Source organism: Cupriavidus sp. H19C3, from assembly GCF_049393815.1.
In the GTDB taxonomy this organism is placed as follows: Bacteria; Pseudomonadota; Gammaproteobacteria; order Burkholderiales; family Burkholderiaceae; genus Cupriavidus.
This window is the reverse complement of the sequence record NZ_CP184986.1, coordinates 2,399,484-2,423,877: the sequence shown is the minus strand read 5'-3', so window position 1 is coordinate 2,423,877 and position 24,394 is coordinate 2,399,484. Positions and strand designations below refer to the sequence as shown.

The following is a 24,394-nucleotide window of genomic DNA, read 5'->3' as shown; positions in this document are numbered from 1 at the left end:
CTGCCACGGCGCCGACCACGCCGCACGTCGCGGCTACCAGCCCTGGGCTGGCACGATGTGTCCCGCGTCGCATGACGACGCCCCCCGTCGATACGGAAAGGTGAGTGGGCTCAGGCGTGCGCCAGCGCGGGCAGCAGGCGGTCGTACTCGCGCTTGACCAGCTTGTAGCACTCGCAGGAATGCGCTTCCAGGCCGCAACGGTCCAGCACGGTGATATGACCGCGGCTATGGTGGATCAGACCGAGGTCCTCAAGCTTGCCGGCAGCTTCCGTCACGCCTTCGCGGCGCACGCCAAGCATGTTGGCGATGACCTGCTGCGTGATCACGAGCTCGTTGGAGCTCATGCGGTCGATGGCCAGCAGCAGCCAGCGGCACAGCTGCTTGTTGAGCGAATGATGGCGATTGCAGGCAGCGGTCTGTGCGATCTGCGTCAGCACGGCCTGCACATAGAGCAGCGTCACGCGTTGCAGCGCCGGCAGGTGAGCAAGTTCGGCGCGCAGCGCACGCGCCGGAATGCGATAGGCAAAGCCCGGGCTGCGCACTTCGACGCGGCTCGGCATGGTGTCGCCACCGGTCACGACCGGAATGCCGACCAGCCCTTCGTTGCCCACCGCGGCAAATTCGACGGTGGCGCCATCCTCGAGCAGCGAGAGCAGCGAGACCACCGACGTGGTGGGAAAGTACACATGCACGATGCGCTGGCCGGAGTCCGTCAGCAATTCGCCGGCGCGCAGCCGTACGAGTTCGAAATGGCGAGACAGTGTTTCCCACTCGTGACGCGGCAAGGCATTGAGCAGGTGATTGACATGCAGGTCCGACCGATGCGTGATCATGATGCTTTCCTCCCTCTGACCCGGAAGCGACATCGGCTGCCCCGCCACGGCCGATGCCGTGACTGGTCGTGACCCGATTGTGCGCTTCACCCGTTACCGAAGCTGGCGATTGCGGCAACCTTGTGGCTGCCCCCGTCTGACCGGTGCGTGGTGCACCGCTTGTTGACTGTTCTGTGTCTGTATTAAGTGCCATACCGCACGGAACCGACAGTAGGCAGACGGCTGGTACCCGGTCGTGCTTTGGTAGGTTGGTAGCAGAGGGGATGGAAGTAGAACGACTGGCCGGTAGCGGCCGCGACGGCGTCACCCCGGCCACGTGGCGACAGGCGCCCCGGGCCGGTATGAGAGAGGTGGATCAATCGTCCGAACGTGCGCAGTAGTCGGCTGGCCGCTCGGCATTGAGGGCGTAGATCTCGCCCGAAGGGATGGCATCGGCGGCAACCTGCCTGCCCGGGTCATGCATCAGTCGGATACGGCGCGCCTCGCCCGGCCCAAGATGGAACCAGTTCTCCACCGGACGGAACGCGGCATCCTCCACATGCACCCAGCGCGCAAAGCGCCGCGTGCTGATCGTGAGCCACCACTCACCGTCCACGCGCGCCACCGTGCCGGACAACTCCGGCGGACGCAGTGCGTGCGCGCGCCGGTCGGGCAGGTACACCGCCTGGCTGAGCAACGCGTTGCCTTCCACTTCGTGCAGCGTCGCGATCACTACGTCGTGCGCCGGCGGCCCAAAGCGATAGGCGTAGGTGAAGTCGAAGAAGTGGTCGAGCATGGCGGCCGTGGCCAGCCGCCGCGTCTCGCGCGGCTGCAGCGTGAGCGTCTGCTCGGCCTGCGCGGCCACGGCCTCGCCGTCACGCAGGCAACGCAGGCGCAGCCGCACCGTGCGCGGCTGCGCGCTTTCGTTGATCGCGTGCACGTGCAGGCCGTTGAGCCCCTCGTCGGTCAGCAGCACCTGCAGCGGCTGCCACACCTGGCGCAGCGCATGCCAGGCCGATTTCGGCCGCCCGGCGGCGTCGATCACACCCCAGCCCGCGCCCGGCAACAGATCCTGCAGTTGCCACACCAGGCCACCCGCGCAGGTCGAACCCGCGCGGCGCCATTCGCCGAACACCTCGCCCATGATCTCCGCCACCACCGCGCGCGACAGCATCAGGTAGCGTGCCGGCTGTTCGTAGCGCAGCCGCGGCGGATCGACGTCGTACAGCGCGCGCAGGTAGAAGTCGCGGATATCCTCGAAGTCCCACGCCGCACCGGCATCACGCGGCACGCGCGCCTTCCAGCGCGGGTCGTGCAGCGGCTGCGTCAGCCCGGCCTCGTGCAGTGTGCGCGCAGCCGGCACATTGGCAAACGCCAGGCATTCGGATGTGAAGCGCACGTTGGCGAGCCGCGCGTCGGACAGGGGTCGCTGGTAAGCGCCCACGCCATAGTAGTGCGTGATGCCGGTATCGGGCTGAAACGGCCACGCGCCTTCGCTTGGCGAATTCCGTACATACACCACGTCGGGACGATAGCGCGACACCAGCTCTGGAATCAGCGTATCGAACAGCGGCTGGCGCCATGCGCCGCGCGGTGCGCCCATCATCGCCGCCTGCTGCTCGGCCTCGCTGCCGCCGCACAGTACGGCCAGGCTCGCATGCGCGCGCGTGGACGCCAGCCATTGGCCCACCTCCCGCGCGGCATCGTCCATCAGTGCCGGACTGGCCGTGGTGTCGCTGCCGTAGTCGAAGTTGGCGAACATGAAGTCCTGCCACACCATCAGGCCGAGTGCATCGCACTGGCGATAGAACGCCTCGCCCGGATAGCACGTCACGCCGCTCACCCGCACCATGTTCGCGCCCGCGTCACGCGCCAGCTGCAGCCAGCGCGTCACCGCCTCGTCGGTGTCGGCGAGGCCCGGCAGGTCATGGCTCGATACGCACGCCCCGCGGCAGAAGACCCGCTCGCCGTTCACGCGCAACGCGAACGCACCCGGCTCGCCAGCGCGGTCGGCCTCGATGGTGCGAAAACCGGTGCGCCCGCACGCCACCGCGGCACCGTCGAGCATCGCGTGCACCTGGTACAGCGCCGGCTCGCCATGCGTATGCGGCCACCAGAGCTGCGCCTCGCGCACGCGCAGCGTGCCGGTCATGGTCTGGTCGTCGTCGCGGCGCAACTCGCCGTGCCACTCGCCCCCGTGCCCATCTTGCGCGCGGAAACTGGCATGCCGGGGTGCGGTGCCGGCAAAGTGGAGCCGCAGCAGGATCATGCCATCGCGGCCATCGAGGTGCGACGCCAGTTCGGCGCGCACGCCATGGGTCGGGTCGGTCGTCTCGGGATCGAGCAGTTCCACGTCGCGCCAGGGTCCCACCGCATGCACGGGTGGGCACCAGCCCGGCATATGGCCAAGCAGCGTGGTACGTACCGCGCGCAGCGTCGGCGGCTGGATCATGCGCGGCTTCCAGCGCACCAGTCCGCGCTGCGTGCGCAGCCACGGATGCAACGCGCGGAAGCACAGATGGAGCTCGTTGCGGGCATCGTCAGCCGCGCCGGCTGCGGCCAGTTCGACCACCACCTGGTGCGCCGCGAACATGTGGCGCGTGGTCAGCACCAGCACGCCGTTGAGCCAGACCTCGGCCAGCGTCGCCAGACCGTTGAAGCGCAGCACGCGCCGGCCGCTGCCGGCAAAGCGCACGCGATACCAGTGGTCGTGCTGATGCAGCGGCGGTGGCGCACTATCGTCCCAGCGGCCCGCGGCGCGCATCGCGCTGGCCACGGTGCCGGGTACCGGCGCCGGCAGCCAGCCCGCCTCCTGCATGCCGGCGGACAGTTCGCGCGGATGCGCGGCGGCACCGGGGAGCGTGGTCAGCCACATCCACTCGCCTTGCAGCCGGGTATTGCGGCTCAGGGCGACACCGGGCTGAACCTCCGCCCGGGCTGGCAGGAGCGGCATCAGCGCGGGCACCGGATCGCGTGCGGTCATGTGACGGTCTCCCCGAAGTACGCCGCCAGCGCCGGCACCGTGCCCTGGTACGACAGCTCGAGCTGGTCGAGGCAGTCCGCACACGGATCGGGCTTGTGGCTGATCACGGCGCGCATCAGGCGGAACTGCATCACCATCGCCTCCGACGCCATCGTGTAGCAGGCCTCGCAGATCGAATCGGGCAACGGCTGGCCGTGATGCACGAGCCAGCGCAGATAGCGCCCGAGCAGCTCGAAGTTGGCACCGAGCTGGCGCAGCACGCTGGAGGCATAGACCTGGAAGTTGGGCTCGCCACGCGCCATCAGCTGCTCCAGGTGCGCCGGAAACGCGGTGCGGAACGCGGTGATGGGGTTCTGCCGCGGCCGGCGCGCCAGATGGTGGCGCAACAGTTCCAGCGACGCGCGCAGCAGGGCGGTGCCGTCCTGCGCGGGAAAGCGCCGGCGCACCACCTCGGCGTGCGGAAACACCGGCGCGTCCCACTCCGGCGGCATGCCTGGCTGGCGAAAGATGGCCGCATAATCGTCCCCGCTCGCGGTGTGATACCCGTCGCCGTGGTAATACCCGACGGCGCTGGCCTCGGGCACCATCACGTCGATGCCGATCGACGAGCGCGTATGTTGCCGACGATAGGCGCTGGGCGGCTGCGGCAGGAAATAGCTGTCCACCTCGAGCAGTACCACATTGCCGCGGCACGTCTGCGCGGCCACATGCGTCTCGAGCTTGTCGTAGGTCGACAGCTCGTGCGTGTCGATGCCGAACAGGCGCTCCAGGTCGCCCGGCGGAAAACTGGAGAGCGTGAACTGGTCGCCCTCGAAATCCTGCGTCACCGTGAACGGCAGCGCTGCAATCGGTTCCAGTTCCCAGCCATGCAGCAGTTCGACCCACAGATCGATATGGCGGTTGGCATGCGCCCAGACCGGATTGCCGCCATGCAACGCCGGTCCACCCCGCGGTCTCACCCTGCCGTCACCGTACATGATTCACAGACCCCCAAGCGTGTCCCTTACCGATTGCGGCCAGCGGGCCGGATCGAGGCCGTGATGCTTGAGCAGCGCCAGGGTCAGTCGTTCGATGCCGAAACCGACGCAACCCGTGTGGGCCACGCCGCCATCGGCGGTACGGATGCCCCACAGCGCGCCGAAGTGGTCCATGTGGTAGTTGAAACTCATGCATGCGGTGGCCGGCAGGCCGTCGTTGACCGGGATCAGCAGCTCGAACTTGAGCTTCAGCTCGCGCTGGCTGTCGGCCACGATCTTGCCGCCGCGCCCGAAGAACGGATCGTTGGCGACATCGAGCTCCACGGGCAGCTCCAGCGCGCGTCCCAGCGCCTGCCCGCGCTCCATCCACAGGTCGCGGAAGTCGACGATGCGCTGCGGCGAACCGAGGCAGACGTACTCGCGCTGGCGGAACAGCTGCATGCGTGTCGGCTCCAGCGAGGGCTCGTGGCGATAGCAGTACGACAGCACGTCCACCACCTTGCCCTCGGCCGGCAACGGCCCGCGCCGCGCCATGACCGGGTAGATCGGATAGCACGCGGCCGGCGTCAGCACCACGCCGGTCGGCTCCTGCTGGTCGGTCCAGTCCTCCTTGTCCTCCAGGCGCGCGAGCAGGCGGCGATGGCCGCGGTCGTCGCCGCAGAAGCTGTGGATGGTGCCGGCCAGCTGCGGAAAGCTTTTGAGGTACTCGCTGGTCTCGAAGTCGTGCTGGCTCATGGCCGGCGGAAAGCGCAACCGCTCGGCGTTCTGGTCGCGGCCGATCCTCGCCACCGCGCTACTGAGCCCCTCGGCAATCGCCTCGAACTGCTCGCTGCGGCCATACAGACCGAGCACGCCACCCGGAATCAGCAGGCCGGCGTCGATCAGGCGGTCAAGGAAGGTCGCGGTCGCACCTGGCACGCCGGCCCCCCCGACTTCCTGCTGTCCAGCGTCTTGCAGCAGGCCGGAAACATTGGCATCCATGGCGGACTCCTTACGAACGGTCGGCCAGCAACAGGTTGGCCGTATTGGTGAGGATGCGATCGTTGTTGATCATCAGCGGGGCCGACCACAGGTCGCGCAGATGGCGGCCCAGGCTGAACGGCGTGCCATGCTTGTAGGCGGCCATGCCGCACACGAGCAGGGCCTGCTGCACGACCTCCAGCGCCATCGTCGACACCGTCGTCTTGAGGCCGTTCATCTCGGCCGCGAGCGTGAACGACGCCGACACCGACTGGCCGGCATGACGCTGGCGCTGATGGACCAGCGCCATGTCGAGACGCGCCTCGATCATCTGCAGCAGGTTGACGGCTTCCGCCACGCGTGGTGCCGAGGGCGGCAGCGAGCCGGGCCGCGCGCGCGCCTGGCCCTGGAAGAAAGTCTTGGCCCGCTGCACGGCATCGCCGGCAATGCCGAGCCACAACGCACTCCACAGGATGTGCGAGACCGGGGTCATGGTGACGTCGGCAATCTCGCCGAACGGCACCGGCAGGATCTGCTCCGTGCTGCCGGTCGCCTCCAGGCGGAAGCCGTTGCTGCACGTGCCACGCATGCCGAGCGTGTCCCACGTGTTGAGGCTCTGCAGCGTGTAGTCGCTCTTGAGCGCGCACACCAGCACCTGATCCGACGGCGACGCATCGGGATGCCGGCGCGCGGTGATCAGGATGCCGTCCGCATGCGCGCCATACGAGATCGTGGGTGCCATCTTCAGCAGATGAAAGCGGTCTTCCTCGACGTTGACCGCGCACCCGCTGTTGCGCAGCGCGCCGCCGATCGCTTCCTCCGAGGTGGCCGAGGCCAGCAGCAGCTGCTCGCCCGCCACGCGGCGCAACAAGGCTTCATGCCAGGCGCTGCCCATGCCATGTTCGAGCACGCATGCCACCTGGATCTGGTGCATCGCGTACACCATGCCGGTCGAAGCACACGACGCGCCCAGCACGCGGCAGATCGCGGCGACCGTATCGAGCGATGCGCCGGCCCCGCCCAGGCTCGCCGGCACCATCGCGCCCAGCAGGCCCAGCTCGCGCACGCTGGCAAAGGCCTCGTGCGGGAAGCGCGCGTCGCGGTCGACGGCATCGGTGTGCGTGGCCGCCACGGCGGCCGCGGTCTGTGCGGCGGCCAGCAGGTCCACCGCGGCTACCGGTTCCACATGCGGGTGCGGCAGTTCCACCCGGGTCAGCGGCGCGTTCATCAGGCGGCCTCCTGCTGCAGCTGCGCGGCGGCGGCGGCCAGCGAGTCGACGCTCTTGAACAGCTGGCGTGTCAGCATGTGGTCGGGGATCTCGATGTTGAACGCGTTCTCGAGCGCGAGCATCACGTGAACGGTGGCCAGCGACGACAGCCCCGCCTGGTAGAGATCGGCCTGATCGTCCAGCGACTCGATCGGAACATCGAGCCGGGCTACTTCGGCGAGGATCTGTCGGATGGTTTCCTTCATGGCGCTTCTCCTGGTCAGTGTGCGTTGCGGCGGGGGCGACAGACAGTCAGCGGTACGGTTCCCGCTTTGCTCTCATTGAGCCGCAGCGCGCCATCCCGCTTCGGTGCGGTGGGCAACAGAGGTTGGGAATACGAGGGCCGTTATGCGGGGCGCGCGTGCGCCGCCACTCAGAACGCGTCGCGGCCGGTCCAGCCGTGCAGCGCGGTATGGAAAATGATCCGCAGGTCCAGCAGGAACGACCAGTTGCGGATATAGAAGATGTCGAACTCGGTACGGCGCCGCATCTTCTCGACGGTGTCCGTGCGGCCACGGCAGCCGTTGATCTGCGCCCAGCCCGTAATGCCAGGCTTGACGCGATGGCGCAGCATGTAGCGGTCGACGATTTCCTTGTAGTGCTCGTTGTGCTCGATCGCGTGCGGGCGCGGCCCCACCACCGACATCTCGCCGCGCAGCACGTTGAGGAATTGCGGCAGCTCGTCCAGGCTGGTGCGGCGCAGGAACGCCCCGATCGGCGTCACGCGCGGATCGCCGGGCACGGCCTGCGTCACGCGTGCATCGTCGTGCACCACCATCGAACGGAACTTGTAGACGTTGAACGGCTGCCCGTCGATACCGAGCCGGGCCTGTCGGAACAGAATCGGACCCGGCGACGACAGCCGCACCAGCAGCGCGATGACCAGCAGCAGCGGCGCCAGGCAGACCAGTACCCCCGCCGCGAATACGCGATCGAAGCTCGCCTTGAGCAGGCCGGTGACGCCCGGCGCCGGCGGGCTGTTGAGATCGATCACGGGCAGGCCGAGGAAGTCGGAGAAGCGATGCCCGAGCAGTTCCACCGACATGATGTCGGGTACCCAGCGAATATCGACGAGGTCGTTGCGGAAGTGGAAGACCACGTTGTAGAGATCGCGGCAGGCAGCCATCGGCAGCGTGAGCCAGATCTCGTGGACGCGCCGTTCGCGCACGAAGCGGCAGACGTCATCGAGCGACGGCAGCACCGTCACATCGGGCGGCAGCTCGCCGGTGCCGCCTTCCTCGTCGTAGATGCCCACCACGTCGTAGCCGGCACCCGGGATGCGCTGCACGCGGCGGTACATGTCGCGCCCGAGCGGACCGTAGCCGAGGATCACCACACGCTTGGCGTTGATGCCCTGCTGGCGCACGCTGGCCAGCATGCCATAGAGGGCCACGCGCGACGCCACCAGCCCGGCGGCCGCCACCGCGAACCACGTCACCGACCACAGCCGCGACACGTTGCCCGCCTGGTGCATCAGGAACGCGGCCACCAGCGCCATCAGGCACACCGCCAGCCACGCCGCCACCACGCGCACGCCGAGCGCGGCGACGCTGCGGCCGCGCCACGAGCCGTAAAGCCCGCATCCGGGGAACACCAGCAGCGCGCCGAGGGCGCACAGCGCGGTCAGGAATTCATGGACCGGGGCGGCGTGCAGCAATCCGTGCGGGAACACCGCCGCACCGACGAGGATGCCGGACACGCCGATGATCAGCGCGTCGGTGACACGATAGAGATACTGCAGGGTGCCCTGCCGCTCGGCCACGAAGGCGCGTACTGCTGACATGATCGTCCTCCCCGCTGGCGCGCATCGGCGCACAGCCCGCCACGACCTCGGCGGCCGTCTCTGGCGCGGCCGTCATCAGGGAGATCGTCATGCCGGACGGATACGGATTCTGTTTGGTGGCGCACACAGCAGCGCAGGCAGCGGCAGCGCGCCCCGCCAGTTGTCGCGGCGATAGGGGCGATCGCGGCCAGACAGCTGCACCGCCACGGCTTCGAGCCAGTGATGGGTAGGCAGGCTGAGCGCGCGCACGGGCACCGCCGTCGCCAGCAAGACCACGGTCAGTGCGGCCATCAGCGGCGCCGCGCGCAGTGGTTTGTCCGCCCACGCCAGAAACGCGCCACTGGCGGCAAAGCCGACCGCGAGGCCGGCCGCGGCCTCGGCCGGCGAGTGCAGACCCAGCACGAGGCGCGAGACGGCCACCATGGTCGCCAGCGTCATGCCGGCCACCAGTGCCAGCATGCTGGCGCGGGTCGAACGCGGCGGCCGCCCGGAAAGTTGCGATGAGGGTGCTGCCGGCGCCGGTGTGTCCGGCACCAGCAATCGCGCCAGTACCGGCCACAGCGCCGCCGACATCATCGCGTGGCCCGATACCCCGGTGAAGTCGAGCGCGTGACTGCCAATGCCCCAGCCCATGAAGGCAAGCTTGCTGGCCACCACGATCGCCACCGCCACGCCAAACGTCACCATCCAGCGCGCGGCATTGCGGCGATCGCGGCGGGCGGGGCCGAGCCATAGCGAGGCACACACCACCGCCGCGCATGGCATCAGCAGCGTGCTCTCGCCGAGACGGGTAACGAGGTGCCAGAGAGTCATGAGATCCGCCAAAGCGCGTAGTGACGCCACGCATAGCGCGGCAGTGTGGGGCGCCGGCCGACCGATCTCAACCTAGCCAGAAGTTTGAGAAGGGCTTGCCCCGGGCCCGGGCCATGGCACGCCATGCGGCTTGGGGCCGGCGTTTGCGCCGAAGTTGTAGGCACCGCGCCAGGTCGCGCGAAGCGTGCGCGAGGATGATGCTTCTGGCCAATGGAGCACGCGGGCTCGTTTGGCTATCGTCACCTGGACGGCCTTCGTGTTGCGCAAACGCGATGGTCGTTTCCAAAGCCCGCATGGTCCCCCGGTCGGCGGGCTTCTTTTTTGGTGCGACGATGCGCGCGGGGACCGGGATGACGAGCCGGTGCGATGCACCGTGGCAGCGGCAGCGGCGGGCCTATGACGATGACGACGCCGACGCCGTTCGCCGCAGCGCGAGCACCATCGCGCGCGCCTGTTCGAGATGGCGGCCGGCCTCGCGTTCGCCAATCTCCAGCGCGGCGACGATCGCGGCGGCTTCGCTCGCGAAGCGCCGGCCATGCAGTTCGCCCCGATACAACAACGGCCCGCCATCGATGATGGCGAGCCGGATCTCGTAGCAGCATGCCCACTTGCCCCGGCCCTCGCGCACGGCAAAGCCGTGGACGACCAGGATATCCACACAGCAATCCATTTGGCGACCCCCTGCACGCCGCGTCGGCCGGCTATGCAAAAGCTCGGCTTCTGTCCGCGGACGCATCCAGCATAGGCGCTGGAGGTCGCACGCGCCCTCATCCGATGGGCTTCATCCCATTGCCGTAGAACCGTCAGGGCGGAGGGCCGGCGACAGACCGGAGGAGGCGCGCAGCGCCGGGGCCGGCATGGGCCCGCTCGCGCGCAGCAGCGAGAGGGCCGAGCGCGGAAAACACTGGCCACCGGCCCAGGCCAGCGCAGCCGCCGCGCAGACCAGTTCGACCGGTGCGGGCACCGCGAGGCAGCCGCTCGCACCCAGCCGCGCGGCATGCTGCATCAACTCGGCATCGAGCGCGTCGGACAGGACCAGCCAGCGGCGTGGCGCCAGCCGTTCCTGCACGTAGTCCAGCAGGGAGCGCGGATCGCCGGGAAAGCCGCTGCAGTCGATCAGCGCGATATCGGCGCGCACCGGCGCATCGGCCAGGGCTGCTGCCAGCGGGTCGGCGTCGTTCTGCAAGAGCCAGTCCGGAGTGATCCAGCGCACCGGAGCGGGCAGGCCCTGCCCCTCCATGCGGCGCGCGAGGATGCGGCACATCATCTCGTTGCTGGCGATCAGGTAGGTCGTCATCGAACAATCGGCGAGTGAGGCCGCGTGGCGTCGTGCGCCAGCGCTGCCCCGGTCATGGAGGCCATTCCGTGCTGCATCGGGTCAGGCACGGCGGCGCTTTCGTTCTAATGGGTGTGACGGAAAGTCGGCCAGTTCGGTTGAAGGATCGTGCCGTTACGTACCTGCGGGCGCGAATGTCGGGGGCTCCTTCAGAAGCTAGCAACGCGCGCGCGCCAGCGCCTCATGCTTTCGGATGAGGGCGGCGCGGCAAATGGCGGAGACAGGTAAGGAAGCGGGCGGCGCGGGGCCGCCTGCGAGGCATCAGGCCGCCTCACATGCCTCCCGTACCGGCAGGGTCATGGGCGTGCCGGCATGGCTGGCCGACCGCGTGGGCGCGGGCGCGGCCGGTCCCTGCCAGTTCAGCGTGGCGCCTCGCTGCAGCGCGACATAAACCGCTTCGCCCTTGTTGCGCACGTGGAGGCGCTGATACAGCGTGCAGGCGTGGGTCTTGGCCGTGGCTACCGAGATATTGAGTAGCCGGCTGACCGTCTTGATCGGATAGCCCCTGGCCAGCAATGCCAGCACTTCATACTGGCGCTCGGTGATATTGAGAAGATGGGCACCGGCGGCCGGGGTCTCGATCGAGGCGGCCGCCTTGCCGCCCGTGGCGGCACCGGACTGCGACAGATCGCCGGCTACCCCGTGCAGCGGCACCACGATCGGTGCGGCGGCGTGGCGAGGTTCGGACGCAAAGCCCTGGGCTGCCGAAGCGGCGGGCTGCCATGCGGACGACCCCATGGCCGCGCGCGACGGCGCGGCATGGGCCGGCGCCAGGTCGTGCCAGCGCAGCGACGGCAGTTGCGACGGGAAGCACTCCCCGCCGGCCAGCACGAGGCGAATCGCCGCGTCGAGCGCATCGGCGCTGCAAGCCTTGGAGAGCAGGCCGCGCACGACATCGGGCAGGCCCTGCTCGGGCATGGCCGGCGGCACATTGTCGGCAAGGACCAGCACGCGTTGGGGCGACAGCTGGCGGCAATAGTCCGACAGCGTTTGCCAGCCAGCCGCGGCATCGGTCGGCAGACCGTAAATCAGGAGATCCGCGTGGCTGGTCCACGGATCGGGATCGGCCAGCACGGCCGGGTCAACGTCGATCAGGTCTCCGGGCATGTGCGCCTGCGCAAGCAGATGACGAAGTCCAAGGCGCAACAGCGGATGAGGCTCAAGCAAGAGGATGGTGGCCATGGCCGCTCTCTTCTTATTGGCGCGGCTGCGGACTGCGACAGGTCCGTAATACGCGCTGATTGGAAATGCTCCGCTTATGTCGTGGCTGCACTCCCATACGATATGACATCACCTCAGATCCTCGCCGCGCATGCCGACCCCGGCTTTGCTACGGCATTGGACCCTCCCTCGAAGGATGTCCTACCGCCCCGTTTGCGTCAGTAAGACGCGTTAGATACTTCTGAATACAGATTCAAAATAAATCTAATTCTGGGTTCCAGCATAGGTATGGGCCTCTGCGATTGCAAGCGCATGCTGCAACGCAACGGGTATTCCCTCAAAGGTATGACAACGTTTTCAGCGCATATGGGTACGGGGGGCCACTTACAGCGCGATAACGCACCATGGGTTACCGCTTCGGTAGGGTGTGGAAGGGAAACACGCTGTCGTCCCGATACAACTGGTGCGCGGCGACGGCGCGCTGACCAGGCGTGCACACAGGCGAGTGTTGCCTTTTGCACAAAAAATAATTTACATTAGCTTTTGTGACGCAAAAGCGCCCGGTTCACTTTTGCACTCGCTGAAATCTGTTGTAGATCAGTCACTTAGACGAATGAACGAGGATCGGGACACCATCGCCGCCACCAAGCTCACACGCACCGAATTCGCGGTGGTGCGGGCCTATGCGCAAGGGATGCGGCCGGTCGATATCGCCAATCGCTACCTGCTGGATCCAGATGACGACGAGGTGCTGACGGAGTCACAAGCCATCGCCCGCATCCTGTCACTGCGCGACCGCCTGGTGCAATTTGCGCTGCAACACGACCGGCCCGATATCGCCGCGATGTTCGAAGCGCTGCGGGGCCGCTCCGATGTTGGCATGACGCGGCGCGTCGATGCGCTCTCGTCGCTGGAGCAGCTCGGGCAAGGCCGGCCTCACGAGAGTCACGAGGTCAGCCTGTGGTTCGGCCCGAGCCTGGCACGCCGCCTCACCGCCGCCGGCATCATGCGCATCGCCGATCTGACCGCGCTCGCCAACCGGCGTGGCCGCAGCTGGTGGCGCGCCGTCCCGCGCCTGGGACCGAAGTCGGCCGATATCATCATTCAGTGGCTGGCCAGGCAAGGTGGGGGCCAGGGCGAGCGCGCGGGCGCCTGGGTACGGCCGTATGTGACGACGCCCCTTGCCGCGGTGGCCAGTCGGCCGCTGCGGCCCCTGCCGCTGGCGCCCGGGATGGCATATCCGGTCCCGCTCGAATGGATGGCGTCGGCCGTCGATCAGGGTACGGAGCGGGGTACGGAGCGGGGTACGGAGCGGGATGCGGACCGGCGCCACGTTATCGATCGATCCCGTCGTCCGGATCGCACGGATCTGGCCGATCCGCTGGCCGATCCGCTGGCCCGTCCGGTGTCCCATCCGCGCGCGCATTCGCGTCACGACGCGGCGCCTGCAACCAGCACGTTGGGCGCCGCGCTGGAGCTCGATCTCGCCTGGGTACGCCAGTGGCTGGCCGAGGGTCGGCGCGCAGCCCATACCTTCAAGAGCTACCGCCGCGAAGCCGAGCGCCTGCTGCTGTGGGTGGCGCGCGAACACCTGACACTGGCCACGCTGACCCCTGACGCGCTGGCCAGATACCTCGCCTTCCTGGCCGCGCCGGAGCCCGCCGGATTCTGGTGCGGTCCGGCCTCGCCGCGTGACCGCGAGCATTGGCGGCCGTTCGAGGGCGGGCTGGGTGCAAGCTCGCGCGAAGCGGCATGGCGCGTCATTCGCGCGCTGCTGCGCGCGGCCCATCGCGACGGACATGTTGGCGCGCCAGTCGATTTGCCACGGCAATTCGACGCGGCACGCGCGGACACCGCCCGCACGCCCGGCCGGGCGGACCCGCCCGTGGCCCCCGCGGCCGCTACCACTGCCGCGGATTTATCCGGAGCCGATACCCCGTCGGTGGGCGCGGCGGACCCGGCTTACCCGTCCCCTACCGACAGCGCGGCCTGCATCGGCGGCGCCGACATTGACGCCTTCCTGGCATGGCTCGAGGACGAGGTAAGTGCAGACGCAGAGGGCGGCGTGCCCGACGACCGCAAGCGGGTCGCCTTCATTGCTGCCCATCTGGTGCGACAAGGCATGACGCTGGGCGAACTTGCCGAGCTGCGCTGCGGCGCCCTGCCCGACGCGGTCATGCCGCCATCAGCGCTGGCGGCGCTGGACCGGCATCTGACAAACCGAGGCATCGATCGCGGCACCATCCCCGCGGCAGCGCTGCTCGGCCCGTTGACCGTCCCGCCCACCGGCCGCGCCGCCGCACGGCACCGCGACGGCATGCGCAACGGCTATTCGGCAAGCGGACTGGATCAGTTGTTGCGCACGGTGTGGAGGGAATATGTGCGCGTGCGCGGGCTTTCGCTGCCGCCATTCACGCCCAAAATGCTGCGCCGGCGGACGGCCGATAGCGGGAGGGACGTTGACGGGACGTTGGCGGGCATGCCCGCCGCGTTGACAGCAACCCCAAGCCAGGCGGTGTAGCTGGCCCCGTCCGCGACGGGAGGGGCGATCGCGACATCGGCCGCGCGTCCTATCACGGCCCCTGCTCGTGATCCCTCTGATTCCTGCGGCGGTCCCGCTCAGAGCAGCGTCTTGTCGAGCCCAAAACGGGTCTTGAGCAACTCGACGAGGTCCTCACGCGCATTGCGGTCGGCTAACTGGACATCGAGCATCACGCGGCCCGAGTCCCATTCCTTGATGGTGCCGAGCAACTGCCCGGCTTCGGTGCGGATCTTGTACTGGCGGCTGATTTCCTTGACCTTGCGCGACTTGCCTTCCTGCGCCTGCTTGCGGATCGCCTCGACCTCGCGGCTCGACAAGCCGTCGGTCATGATGCGTCCAGCCAGATCGCGCGTGCGTTCCTCGCCGGCGAGCTTGAAGTAAAGCGTCAGTTCGTAGCCAGCCGCGATGCCAATGGCGCTCGGGCGTTCGCGCATGACGGCAAGCACCGAGTCCGGCAACTTGAGCAGCGCCAGGGTCTTGTTGACGGTGCCTGCCGACATACCCGTCAGTTCGCAAATTTCTTCTTCTTTTTGTACTTTTCCTTCATCAAGCAGTTGCCGCCAGGCGATGGCATTATCGAGCGCCGACTGGTCCGAGCGCTGCTCGTTGAGCAGGAACGACAGGCGGTAGAAGTCGAGGTCGCTGAGGTCGCTCTCGATAAAGCATTCCATCTCGAGCTTGCCGGCCGACGCCAGCGCGCGCTTGCGGTAGTGGCCGTCGATCAGGATGTAGTGCCCCGGCCGCTGGGGGTCGGGTGCGGCCAGACCGGGCGTCTTCTGTCCGTGCGTGGCAATCGACGCCGCGCGCTCCTGCACCACCGCGGGATCGTAGATCCGGCGTGCATTGAGGGGATTGTCATGCAGTTGCGCCAGCGGGATCTTGATCAGCTGGCGTCCGCCCTCCCCGCCATCCCCACTTTCAGCGCTGAAACCCGTCGCGCCTTCCGCCGGCCGCGTCGGCATCAAGCCGTTAGGGTGCTGCGAAATCGCCGCCTCGGCGCGTGCAAAGCGATCGATGGTGTCGCTCCGCGTCTTCTCGGCCGCCATGCCTGCCAGCATCCCGGCCTTCAAACTCTTCAATTTCGTTGCCATACGTCTTACTCAATCAGGGACAACACCTCGTCGACCATCATGTCGACCTCCTGGACCGCTTCGCGTGCGCCAGGCACGCCGTGTACCGTGCAACCGATGGCCTGACACTCGCGGAAAGCGGAGCGCGATCCGATCATCGCGCTCAACAGCGGGATGTCGCCGTCATCCCCGAGAATCTCGATGGCCTGACGCGCGATGGACACGCGCCGCTGGACCATATTCGCCATCACGCGGATCTGCAGGGTCTCGTTCTGGACCTGGGCATGCTGCGCCAGCGTCTTGGCCGCCACCGCCGCCCATAGATCGGGGGGCGAGGGGACCACCGGAATAATCGCCAGATCCGAAATCAACAACGCACTGGACGGGGCGGCCGAATGCACGGCGGGCGGGCAATCGACAAGGATGTAGTCGTAATCGTGGATAAATTTGCGGACTTCGCGGTGCATGGCGCCACCGGAAGGCGCCAGCCCGATCACGGAAGCCGGGAACGGACGCTCATCACTGGCCTGCGCTGCCCACCGCGTGGCAGTGCCCTGTTCGTCCATATCGACCAGCATCGAGCGCGCGCCGCGCAGGCCGAGGGTCCCCGCCAGATGCATGCTGACCGTGGTCTTGCCGCATCCGCCCTTCTGATTGAAGACGGTGATGATTTTCGCTGCCACTTTCGGCCTCTCTTTCACTTTCAGCGCTGAAAGCGCGCCCACTGATTCCACGCGCCACTTTAGCCAAAGTGGCCCCTCTATTCAACCAGCGCTAAATTATTTGAAAAAAATGAGACACTTTTGATTTCTACGCAGGCACAACCTGTGGAAAACATGATGTAACTCAAAGCATGTGATATCTCGGGGATTCTTCTGCTTGAAAAGAGGCAGAGCATCCGCCTAAAGTAAAGGAAGTGCGCATTACCCCGCACATGACACAGCAGAACAAACTGGTTATGATGCGCGCTACAGTCGAGTCAAGTCGTGTCAACCTCGTCGACTTCCGTTCGGTATCTACGAGAACTCAACGTGCTTGAACGGTTGTTTGCGTTGTGTACAAGAACTTGCTTCGAAAGGAAATTCCTATGGCAACCGGTACGGTCAAGTGGTTTAACGAGACCAAGGGTTTTGGCTTTATCACCCCGGACGACGGCGGTGCGGATCTGTTCGCCCACTTCTCCGAAATTCAGGGTTCGGGCTTCAAGACCCTGAAGGATGGTCAGCGCGTTACGTTTGAAGTCAAGCAGGGCCCCAAGGGTCTGCAGGCCTCCGGCATCAAGCCGGCCTGACCCTGACTGACGTCAAGCGACCGTAGCGGCAGACTCTGCCTCTGCGGTAAAAAAAGGGCAAGCCAATGGCTTGCCCTTTTTGCTGATGCAGCCTTAGCGGCCAGAACTTCGGCGAGAACCTTGGCAACGGACCACATCCGCGCCCAGGTCAGTCGTCAGGCCAGCTTACGCACACTCGTACGCGATGGCTGCAGGATCAGCGCCTTGGACGAATCCGCATCCACCTTCGCGCCCGGATAGACCACCAGCACGTCCTTCAACGCCTTGCGGAACAGCGCACGGAATTTTCGCTCGCTCTCGGTCTCGGTGCCGAACTGCATCTGCAGGGCTTCCCACGGAATCTCGGTACGGCGCTGGATCGTAAAGAAGCGATACGTCAGCCAGGAATACACGTCGAGCGCAAACGGCGACTGTTTGAGCGCTTTGAGCGCGCGCATGTCGACCGGAACCGGACGATTGACCAGCTCATTGAAGAACGGCTCAGACAGCACCACAAAGCTTTCGAACATCGAGCCCTGGCCAGGCTGCATCGGATCCCACCACGTCGACAGCTGATCGGCGAGCAGATAGCCCACGCGATCGATCGACAGCGGCTCGTGATTCGGATTCTGGTTCTGCGTCGGCGTCGACTTGTTCTGCACGATCGCAATGGTCGCCGAGAACAGACGGATCATCTGCTGCCGCACCAGCGTCATGGTGCCGCGCTTCCCGCCCGTGGCCATCGGAATACCGAGGTTGTACATGAACTCTGACAGCGAATTGCCGAGCGAGATACGGCGGTCTTCCACGGTGCCTGTGAACTCCCCCCGCTTCTTCTTGGCCATGATCTCCTTGCCGATCCACGCGAGCATCAGGCGCGGATACGAACCGTACGGATAGCCCAGCGAGACCGTCTCGGAGACGATTTTCTGGCGGCCGTTCGACGCGCGCTCGGCGCGCTGCTGGGTGAAGTAGCCAGGCTGGATCATCAGCGAAATATTGCCGCTGGTGCGGGTCCAGACCGGTGGCGCGCCCTTGGGCGCGCGATACGGCAGCGTGACCTGGACGCTGGCGCGGCTCAGGAAACCGACCTCGCCGCTTTGCCATGCGTCCTCGCGCTCCATGGCTTGCGCTTCATCGAACAGACGCTGGAATTTTTCGGACGGCACCACGACGTTCTCGTTGCCCGGAACGATGATGCGGGACGGCTCGCGGTTCAGTTCGAGGACGGAGCGGGCCGGGGCCGGGACTGCGTGGTCCGGTTCCGGGACGACGGGGTCCTTTCCGGTGGCAAGGGAGCGTTTGGTGGCCATAGGGACGTGCTTCGGATTACCCGCCTTTGTACGCGAAGCATTTCTTCTTGTCACGCAGAAACAGGTACGCAGAGGATTTTCCCGGTGGCCCGTTGTGTTGGGCGCAGCGGCGCTCTCAATGGTGGCAGGCGGGCGGTCAGACGGTGGGCAACCCGGGAGGGTTGTCCACGGTTGGCTGCCTGCTAGCTACCAGTAAACGATACCGATACGGGTTAACTACTTGTAAACCGTATACGCAGCGTATACGTGCTTGATTTGAAAGCCGAAAGGGCACGTATACGTACCCGATTCTGCGCGCATCCGTACTCGATTCTGCGTACGGCCGAACTCAAATCTGCGCGCAGGCGAACCCGATTCAGCGGCACGACCGAACCGGATTCTGCGGGGATAAGTCCGTGATTCCACAAGCTTTTCCACAGTTTCACGCGGCCAAAGCGTACCCGTTTCTGCGCAAACGCCGGGCCGGCGCCCGCTGCTCCGGCGTTGCCGCTGCCGATGCACGGTTATCCACGCAGAATCGGGTACGAAAATCGACACCGCGGTGCCGCGCCAGCGTTTGCACGTACCCGATTCTGCGGCGCGGCGGGCCTTTGGCGCCGGAACGCCGTACCCAATTCTGCGCTGCCAGGGTTGGGGGCTTGCGTCTGGACTGGGCGTACCCGTTTCTGCGGTGTACCCAATTCTGCGAATCGAGCGTGGAGGCGGCCCAGCGGGCGAAAGCGTACCCGTTTCTGCGCGAGTCATACGTGCCCGCTACGCGCCGATCGGCGCTGCGCGCGCCCGCGAAGCGTACCTACTTCTGCGAGCCCCCAGAGCTGGAGCGCGGCAACGTTGCCGCCACGGCCCTCCCGGCCTCGCGCGGATATGGCAAAAGCCAGCGCTCACTGTACGCCACATCCGTTGCGCGCGTCGGCCGCGGTCAAAGCGTACCCGTTTCTGCGCGCCAATCCAGCGAGCTAGCTTGGACGCGGAAAGTCGCTCGGCCCGGGCGGCGGCCGTCGCGGGGAGGGAGGCGTACCCGATTCTGCGTTACGTATACATCGGGCGGCGGGCCCCAAAGCGTACCCGTTTCTGCGCCACCGTCGGCGGATGGCCTGGCGGCGCCTTTTTCGGGCCGCGCCGTACCCGATTCTGCGTGGATAACCCGATTGCCTATGCCAGCAGTGGACAACCTGACCAGCGCCGCGGCTGTCTCGTACCCGATTCTGCGTACACCAAGGCGTCTTGCGCCCACGTCGCGCGCACCCGTGCCACACGAGGCGTACCTGTTTCTGCGCGGGCCGTGGATGCGTTCCACCATGAAATTCCGCGGTGCCGGCCCGGGAAGCGTACCCGTTTCTGCGGCGCAGCAGCGACCCGATGGCCCACCGCGCGGTGCTCCCGCGACGCGGAAGCGTACCCATTTCTGCGGGGCAACATACCGGTCGGAGGTGAACCCGCGCCATGGAACGCACCGGTGGAACGCGCAGGGGAACAGAGGGGAACGCGGAGGTGGAACGCGGAGGTGGAACGGGGATATGCGCGAACGTCGCGGCGGAGGGATGCACCACGCGGAAGGACCTCGGAGGGGGTGGCGCGCGCCAGAGCGGGCGGCGGCACCAGCGGCAAGACAAGGCGCACGCGGACGAAAAAAAACCCTGCCGTGCAGGCAGGGTTTTCTTCGTTCTTCGTATCGCCGCGGTGCCAGTGGCTGGCACCGCAAGCCGGTACTTACAGCGGCGTGATGTTCGCAGCTTGCAGGCCCTTCGGGCCGGTCTTCACTTCGAACGACACGCGTTGGTTTTCTTGCAGCGACTTGAAGCCGTCGACGCGCACTTCCGAGAAGTGGGCGAACAGGTCGTCACCACCCGCGTCCGGCTTGATGAAGCCGAAGCCCTTGGCGTCGTTGAACCATTTAACGATTCCGGTTTGTGCGGACATGGTATTGCTTTCCAAAAATAAAAAAATAACGAAATCGATGACGAGACCGTCACCGTACTGCCAACTCAAGGAAAGGACACCATGGACAACCGAAATACCAAGACGGTGGCTAACGAATGTGCTGTTGCCTCGTCGCTTGAATCTGCCGGAGCAATTTATACGGGGGTTCGACGTTACCGTCAAGGTAGGGGGATTCCCAACGTCACTTTGCCCCCGGATTGGGCCGCTATGGGATGATCTCGCCTTTTTTGCCTATTGTCAGTGCATCACTTCCGACATCGCCGCAAAAAACAGGAGCCACGCCACATGTCCGCACCCGACCCGCAACCGCTCGCCAGTCCGCCATCCTCGTCGCCGCTCGAACGGCTGTTTCGGCTGCGCGAGCACGGTAGTAACGTCCGCACCGAGATCCTCGCGGGCGTGACCACATTCCTGACGATGGCCTACATCATCTTCGTCAATCCAAGCATTCTTGGCGATGCCGGTGTCCCGAAGGATGCGGTATTTGTGGCGACTTGCCTGGCCGCGGCCCTCGGCACCTTCATCATGGGCTTCCTCGCCAACTACCCGATCGCGATGGCGCCCGGCATGGGCCTCAATGCCTATTTCGCGTACACGGTGGTCAAGGGCATGGGCTTCTCGTGGGAGGCCGCGCTCGGTGCGGTATTCATTTCCGGCTGCCTGTTCCTGCTCGTCACGCTGGTGCGTATCCGCGAGATGATCGTCAACGGCATTCCACCCGCGATTCGCGCCGCCATCACGGCCGGCATCGGCTTGTTTCTGGCCATCATCGCGCTGAAGAACGCGGGCATCGTCACCGCGAACCCGGCCACCATGGTTGCGCTCGGCGACCTGCATCAGCCTGCGGCCGTGATGGCGGTGGCCGGCTTTTTTGTCATCGTCGCACTCGAGCGGCTGCGCGTGAAGGGCGCAATCCTGATCGGCATCCTGTTCACGACGGTGCTGAGCTTCATCTTTGGTGGCAATGCCTTCCACGGCGTCGTGTCGCTGCCGCCATCGATCGCGCCGACGCTCTTCAAGCTCGATATCTCGGCCGCGCTCTCGATCGGCATTCTCAACGTCGTGCTGGTGTTCTTTCTGGTCGAGCTGTTCGATGCCACCGGCACGCTGATGGGCGTGGCCAACCGCGCCGGACTGCTCAAGGCGGGCAAGATGGACCGGCTCAACAAGGCACTGATGGCGGACAGCACTGCCATCATGGCCGGCTCGCTGCTCGGCACGTCGTCGACTACGGCGTATATCGAGAGCGCCTCGGGCGTGCAGGCCGGCGGCCGCACCGGCCTGACGGCGGTGACCGTGGGCGTGCTGTTTCTCGCGTGCCTGTTCCTGGCGCCGCTGGCCGGTACCGTGCCGGCCTATGCGACCGCGCCCGCCCTGCTGTATGTGTCGTGCCTGATGTTGCGCGAGCTGGTCGAGATCGAATGGTCGGACGTGACCGAGGCCGTACCGGCCGTGCTGACCGCGCTTGGCATGCCGTTCACCTATTCGATCGCCAACGGCGTCGCGTTCGGCTTTATCGCCTATGCCGTGCTCAAGTTGCTGACGGGCCGCGCCAGGGACGTCCCCGCGATCGTCTGGATCATCGCGGCGGTGTTCATTTTCAAGTTTTACTATCTGCCCGGCCACTAAGCGCATGAGCGTACCCGTTTCTGCGCGAAAAGCGGTCCTTGCAATCGTTCTCATGCGTACCCGTTTCTGCGTCAAATGTGAGTACTCATTTACCTTGCAAGGCCGTGCGAAAGCGCCGTTCGGCTCTCATACAAAAGTATGAGATAAGGCTGAAAGCCCATACGACGGACTGGACAAACGGGCACAAATGCACTGAACTAGAGGCGTGGCAAAACCAGGGCGCGGCAAAGCGCCCTTTCTTGACTCCGGGTTCTGCCGGAGTCGGTCAGGCGGTCAACCGGCCTCCTGTTTCGGGGCAAACGCAGCATTGCCAGCCAGCAGGAATGCCAGCAAGCGGGAGCCGGCATCAAGCAGACCGCCAGACAGGCGGCAGTTGCCACCACGAAACCGAGACGTGCAGAGACATGTACGCCAGCCAGGACAAAATCGAAATCCAAAGCAGAAAGAAGTGGTAATAGCGAACGTGTAGTGCCGGGGGATGTTGTTCAACGGGGAACAAATCATGACCGCAGGAGAAATCCGGCGTCCCGACATCGGGCCCATCAGTGAATCCGCCAACCAATCCATCCATCGCGCGTGGGCACCCCTGGGGGAAGCCGCGAGCGATATCGCACTACGAGACGGCCACGAGGAATACACGATCGCCGACGTCGCGGCATTGCTGGCGGATGAGCCCGACCTGTCGCCGCGCCTGCGGTGCGCAGTCGAAGGACTGCTGCATCGGCACCGGCTGCTTGGCGACGAACTGGCACGGCAACGCAAGCTGCTGCAGGAATGGATCCTGAGCCAGCTCACCTACAAGGCGCTGTACCTGCAGTACTCGGGCCAAAGCCCGGATGCGCCGAGCGTCGAGCTGATGCGCGAGAAAGATATGGTCCGACGGCGCATTCGCGAGCAATTGCAATCGGGCCGCGATTATCTGAGCGTTCTCGACGAGCAGTCCCGCAGTCCGTCCAGGCCGTAATGCCTACGTTGCGCAATGGGGTTCATCCCCGGCCGGCAGAAGCCGAGGCCGCCGTCTGGTCCGCAAGGGGCCATGCGGTAACCGGTGCCGGTCTCGACAAAAAGACCAACGTCAGGGAGAACGTCATGGACCGACTGTGCAAGGCGTCGACACGCTCCGCACAGATCGTGCTCGTGTCGCGGTATGAGGATTTTGGTTTCAGTGCCAACCAGTTTGGCTCCGGATGGGAGATCCGGCGCGTGCAACAGGTACGCGATCTCGAACGCGTGGTGCGCGGCAGCGCGCCCATGGCAGGCATCATCGACCTGCAGGCTGCCTATACGGACGCCGAACTCGCCCAACTGGAGCAGGGTCTCCAGCATCTGCATGTCATGTGGGTGGCCATCACCTCGACCACCATGCTGGAGGACGAACGCATCCGCCGCCTGATCCGCGACTACTGCGTGGACTACGTGCGCACGCCCTTCTCGTTCGACGAACTGCTCTACACGCTCAAGCATGCGCACGGCATGGCGTGTCTGCACGGCGCCCGCGCGCTCGAACACGCCACGCACGGCCCGATGATCGGCGAATGTCCGGCCATGCGCCTGATGTTCCGCTCCCTGGCGAAGGTGGCCCACAACGACGCGCCGGTGTTCATCTCGGGCGAATCGGGCACCGGCAAGGAGCTGGCGGCGCAGGCCATCCATGAGGCGTCGAGCCGGCGCAAGGGGCCGTTCGTCGCCATCAACTGTGGCGCCATTCCCTCGCACCTGGTCCAGTCCGAACTGTTCGGCTACGAGAAGGGCGCATTCACGGGCGCGAACCAGCGCAAGATTGGCTGGATCGAGCAGGCACAGGGCGGCACGCTGTTCCTGGACGAGATTGGCGATCTGCCGCTGGAGAGCCAGGTCGCACTGTTGCGCTTCCTGCAGCAGGGCACCATCACCCGGCTCGGCGGGCACCAGTCGATTCCGCTGGACCTGCGCATCATCTCGGCCACGCACGTCGATCTGGTGGCGGCGCAGGCCGACGGTCGCTTCCGCGCCGACCTGTTCCACCGGCTCTGCGTGCTGACGCTGACCATTCCGCCGTTGCGCGAGCGCGGCGAGGACATCCTGCTGCTGGCCAATGCCGTGCTGGCCGAGCATGGTCACGAGGCGCACCGGCGCATCCGCGGTTTCTCGGCGTGCGCAACGCAGGCCATGATGCAGTACACGTGGCCGGGCAACGTGCGCGAGCTGATCAACCGGGTGCGTCGCGCGATCGTCATGACCGACAACCGCAAGATCACGGCCGAAGACCTGCAGCTGCATGGTGGGACCGAACTGCCGCGCAAGACCCTCGACGCGATTCGCGAGGAAGCCGAACGCGAGGCCATTCGTACCGTCATGGCCAGCCACGGTTTCCACGTGGTACCGGCCGCGCGCGAACTGAATGTCTCGCGCGTGACGCTGTACCGGCTCATGCACAAGCACAATATTCGCGTCGACACCCAGCCAGGCGTCAGCGAATAGCGTCTGCGGCGCGGCCTGGCGCGGGTGTGTCATGCCACGTCCCGCGCCACAGCGCCGTGGAGAAGCCGCCGACGTCC

General features: G+C 66.0%; 20 protein-coding genes. 5 read left to right on the top strand and 15 right to left on the bottom strand.

Going from position 1 to position 24,394, the window contains the following annotated elements; all coding sequences use genetic code 11:
• Positions 1 to 110: 110 nt before the first annotated feature.
• The 11 genes from DFLDMN_RS30335 to DFLDMN_RS30285 form a co-directional block, all read right to left on the bottom strand.
• The gene (locus DFLDMN_RS30335) at positions 111 to 833 is read right to left on the bottom strand and encodes a Crp/Fnr family transcriptional regulator (protein WP_423199441.1); all 723 of its coding nucleotides are present in this window, start codon (positions 831 to 833) and stop codon (positions 111 to 113) included.
• 355 nt (positions 834 to 1,188) lie between these two features.
• Positions 1,189 to 3,795: a beta-mannosidase gene (locus tag DFLDMN_RS30330; protein WP_423199440.1), complete on the bottom strand. Its 2,607-nt coding sequence runs from the start codon at positions 3,793 to 3,795 to the stop codon at positions 1,189 to 1,191.
• A complete protein-coding gene (locus tag DFLDMN_RS30325; RefSeq protein ID WP_423199439.1) occupies positions 3,792 to 4,772 on the bottom strand; it encodes a DUF1839 family protein in 981 nt (326 codons plus the stop codon). The genes DFLDMN_RS30330 and DFLDMN_RS30325 overlap by 4 nt, the downstream gene beginning before the upstream one ends.
• 3 nt (positions 4,773 to 4,775) lie before the next feature.
• Complete coding sequence (locus DFLDMN_RS30320) at positions 4,776 to 5,753, bottom strand: amino acid--[acyl-carrier-protein] ligase (protein ID WP_423199438.1); 978 nt, start codon at positions 5,751 to 5,753, stop codon at positions 4,776 to 4,778.
• Between the two features lie 10 nt (positions 5,754 to 5,763).
• Positions 5,764 to 6,960: an acyl-CoA dehydrogenase family protein gene (locus DFLDMN_RS30315; RefSeq protein ID WP_423199437.1), complete on the bottom strand. Its 1,197-nt coding sequence runs from the start codon at positions 6,958 to 6,960 to the stop codon at positions 5,764 to 5,766.
• Positions 6,960 to 7,205 carry an acyl carrier protein gene (locus tag DFLDMN_RS30310; RefSeq protein ID WP_423199436.1) on the bottom strand — a complete coding sequence of 82 codons (246 nt, stop codon included), beginning with the start codon at positions 7,203 to 7,205 and terminating at the stop codon, positions 6,960 to 6,962. The genes DFLDMN_RS30315 and DFLDMN_RS30310 overlap by 1 nt, the downstream gene beginning before the upstream one ends.
• 167 nt (positions 7,206 to 7,372) lie before the next feature.
• Entirely contained in the window at positions 7,373 to 8,782 is a 1,410-nt protein-coding gene (locus tag DFLDMN_RS30305) for a sugar transferase (RefSeq protein ID WP_423199435.1), read from the bottom strand.
• Positions 8,783 to 8,869: 87 nt separating this feature from the next.
• A complete protein-coding gene (locus DFLDMN_RS30300; RefSeq protein WP_423199434.1) occupies positions 8,870 to 9,595 on the bottom strand; it encodes a phosphatase PAP2 family protein in 726 nt (241 codons plus the stop codon).
• Between the two features lie 394 nt (positions 9,596 to 9,989).
• The gene (locus tag DFLDMN_RS30295; RefSeq protein WP_423199433.1) at positions 9,990 to 10,265 is read right to left on the bottom strand and encodes a hypothetical protein; all 276 of its coding nucleotides are present in this window, start codon (positions 10,263 to 10,265) and stop codon (positions 9,990 to 9,992) included.
• Between the two features lie 111 nt (positions 10,266 to 10,376).
• Positions 10,377 to 10,892, bottom strand: coding sequence for a DNA-binding response regulator (locus DFLDMN_RS30290; protein ID WP_423199432.1), 516 nt, complete (start codon positions 10,890 to 10,892; stop codon positions 10,377 to 10,379).
• 300 nt (positions 10,893 to 11,192) lie between these two features.
• On the bottom strand, positions 11,193 to 12,113 hold the full coding sequence (locus tag DFLDMN_RS30285; protein ID WP_423199431.1) for a LuxR C-terminal-related transcriptional regulator: 921 nt from the start codon (positions 12,111 to 12,113) through the stop codon (positions 11,193 to 11,195).
• A 484-nt stretch (positions 12,114 to 12,597) separates the two neighbouring features.
• Here DFLDMN_RS30285 and DFLDMN_RS30280 point away from each other — a divergent pair, with 484 nt between their 5' ends.
• Positions 12,598 to 14,613, top strand: coding sequence for a phage integrase family protein (locus tag DFLDMN_RS30280; protein ID WP_423199430.1), 2,016 nt, complete (start codon positions 12,598 to 12,600; stop codon positions 14,611 to 14,613).
• A 98-nt stretch (positions 14,614 to 14,711) separates the two neighbouring features.
• Here the strand turns inward: DFLDMN_RS30280 and DFLDMN_RS30275 are convergent, their stop codons facing one another.
• Together DFLDMN_RS30275 and DFLDMN_RS30270 are read right to left on the bottom strand one after the other, a co-directional pair.
• A complete protein-coding gene (locus tag DFLDMN_RS30275) occupies positions 14,712 to 15,725 on the bottom strand; it encodes a ParB/RepB/Spo0J family partition protein (protein ID WP_423199429.1) in 1,014 nt (337 codons plus the stop codon).
• A gap of 5 nt (positions 15,726 to 15,730) precedes the next feature.
• Positions 15,731 to 16,387, bottom strand: coding sequence for an AAA family ATPase (locus DFLDMN_RS30270; RefSeq protein ID WP_423200621.1), 657 nt, complete (start codon positions 16,385 to 16,387; stop codon positions 15,731 to 15,733).
• A gap of 404 nt (positions 16,388 to 16,791) precedes the next feature.
• Here DFLDMN_RS30270 and DFLDMN_RS30265 point away from each other — a divergent pair, with 404 nt between their 5' ends.
• Complete coding sequence (locus DFLDMN_RS30265) at positions 16,792 to 16,995, top strand: cold-shock protein (RefSeq protein ID WP_029045138.1); 204 nt, start codon at positions 16,792 to 16,794, stop codon at positions 16,993 to 16,995.
• Between the two features lie 155 nt (positions 16,996 to 17,150).
• On the opposite strand, the gene DFLDMN_RS30260 is transcribed toward DFLDMN_RS30265, so the two are convergent.
• Both DFLDMN_RS30260 and DFLDMN_RS30255 read right to left on the bottom strand, forming a co-directional pair.
• Positions 17,151 to 18,287, bottom strand: coding sequence for a replication protein RepA (locus DFLDMN_RS30260; protein WP_423199428.1), 1,137 nt, complete (start codon positions 18,285 to 18,287; stop codon positions 17,151 to 17,153).
• Positions 18,288 to 19,997: 1,710 nt separating this feature from the next.
• On the bottom strand, positions 19,998 to 20,207 hold the full coding sequence (locus tag DFLDMN_RS30255) for a cold-shock protein (RefSeq protein ID WP_423199427.1): 210 nt from the start codon (positions 20,205 to 20,207) through the stop codon (positions 19,998 to 20,000).
• Between the two features lie 306 nt (positions 20,208 to 20,513).
• Here DFLDMN_RS30255 and DFLDMN_RS30250 point away from each other — a divergent pair, with 306 nt between their 5' ends.
• From DFLDMN_RS30250 to DFLDMN_RS30240, 3 genes are all read left to right on the top strand, one after another.
• Positions 20,514 to 21,857 (top strand): NCS2 family permease, encoded by a 1,344-nt coding sequence (locus DFLDMN_RS30250; RefSeq protein ID WP_423199426.1) that lies wholly within the window; start codon positions 20,514 to 20,516, stop codon positions 21,855 to 21,857.
• A gap of 502 nt (positions 21,858 to 22,359) precedes the next feature.
• Positions 22,360 to 22,821 (top strand): hypothetical protein, encoded by a 462-nt coding sequence (locus tag DFLDMN_RS30245; protein ID WP_423199425.1) that lies wholly within the window; start codon positions 22,360 to 22,362, stop codon positions 22,819 to 22,821.
• Positions 22,822 to 22,946: 125 nt separating this feature from the next.
• On the top strand, positions 22,947 to 24,317 hold the full coding sequence (locus DFLDMN_RS30240; protein WP_423199424.1) for a sigma 54-interacting transcriptional regulator: 1,371 nt from the start codon (positions 22,947 to 22,949) through the stop codon (positions 24,315 to 24,317).
• The last annotated feature ends 77 nt before the right edge of the window (positions 24,318 to 24,394 follow it).

What these genes read in the sequence shown, in the direction of transcription:
- DFLDMN_RS30335 (WP_423199441.1), bottom strand. Translation starts at nt 833, where the DNA reads ATGATCACGCATCGGTCGGACCTGCATGTCAATCACCTGCTCAATGCC.
- DFLDMN_RS30330 (WP_423199440.1), bottom strand. Translation starts at nt 3,795, where the DNA reads ATGACCGCACGCGATCCGGTGCCCGCGCTGATGCCGCTCCTGCCAGCC.
- DFLDMN_RS30325 (WP_423199439.1), bottom strand. Translation starts at nt 4,772, where the DNA reads ATGTACGGTGACGGCAGGGTGAGACCGCGGGGTGGACCGGCGTTGCAT.
- DFLDMN_RS30320 (WP_423199438.1), bottom strand. Translation starts at nt 5,753, where the DNA reads ATGGATGCCAATGTTTCCGGCCTGCTGCAAGACGCTGGACAGCAGGAA.
- DFLDMN_RS30315 (WP_423199437.1), bottom strand. Translation starts at nt 6,960, where the DNA reads ATGAACGCGCCGCTGACCCGGGTGGAACTGCCGCACCCGCATGTGGAA.
- DFLDMN_RS30310 (WP_423199436.1), bottom strand. Translation starts at nt 7,205, where the DNA reads ATGAAGGAAACCATCCGACAGATCCTCGCCGAAGTAGCCCGGCTCGAT.
- DFLDMN_RS30305 (WP_423199435.1), bottom strand. Translation starts at nt 8,782, where the DNA reads ATGTCAGCAGTACGCGCCTTCGTGGCCGAGCGGCAGGGCACCCTGCAG.
- DFLDMN_RS30300 (WP_423199434.1), bottom strand. Translation starts at nt 9,595, where the DNA reads ATGACTCTCTGGCACCTCGTTACCCGTCTCGGCGAGAGCACGCTGCTG.
- DFLDMN_RS30295 (WP_423199433.1), bottom strand. Translation starts at nt 10,265, where the DNA reads ATGGATTGCTGTGTGGATATCCTGGTCGTCCACGGCTTTGCCGTGCGC.
- DFLDMN_RS30290 (WP_423199432.1), bottom strand. Translation starts at nt 10,892, where the DNA reads ATGACGACCTACCTGATCGCCAGCAACGAGATGATGTGCCGCATCCTC.
- DFLDMN_RS30285 (WP_423199431.1), bottom strand. Translation starts at nt 12,113, where the DNA reads ATGGCCACCATCCTCTTGCTTGAGCCTCATCCGCTGTTGCGCCTTGGA.
- DFLDMN_RS30275 (WP_423199429.1), bottom strand. Translation starts at nt 15,725, where the DNA reads ATGGCAACGAAATTGAAGAGTTTGAAGGCCGGGATGCTGGCAGGCATG.
- DFLDMN_RS30265 (WP_029045138.1), top strand. Translation starts at nt 16,792, where the DNA reads ATGGCAACCGGTACGGTCAAGTGGTTTAACGAGACCAAGGGTTTTGGC.
- DFLDMN_RS30260 (WP_423199428.1), bottom strand. Translation starts at nt 18,287, where the DNA reads ATGGCCACCAAACGCTCCCTTGCCACCGGAAAGGACCCCGTCGTCCCG.
- DFLDMN_RS30255 (WP_423199427.1), bottom strand. Translation starts at nt 20,207, where the DNA reads ATGTCCGCACAAACCGGAATCGTTAAATGGTTCAACGACGCCAAGGGC.
- DFLDMN_RS30250 (WP_423199426.1), top strand. Translation starts at nt 20,514, where the DNA reads ATGTCCGCACCCGACCCGCAACCGCTCGCCAGTCCGCCATCCTCGTCG.
- DFLDMN_RS30245 (WP_423199425.1), top strand. Translation starts at nt 22,360, where the DNA reads ATGACCGCAGGAGAAATCCGGCGTCCCGACATCGGGCCCATCAGTGAA.
- DFLDMN_RS30240 (WP_423199424.1), top strand. Translation starts at nt 22,947, where the DNA reads ATGGACCGACTGTGCAAGGCGTCGACACGCTCCGCACAGATCGTGCTC.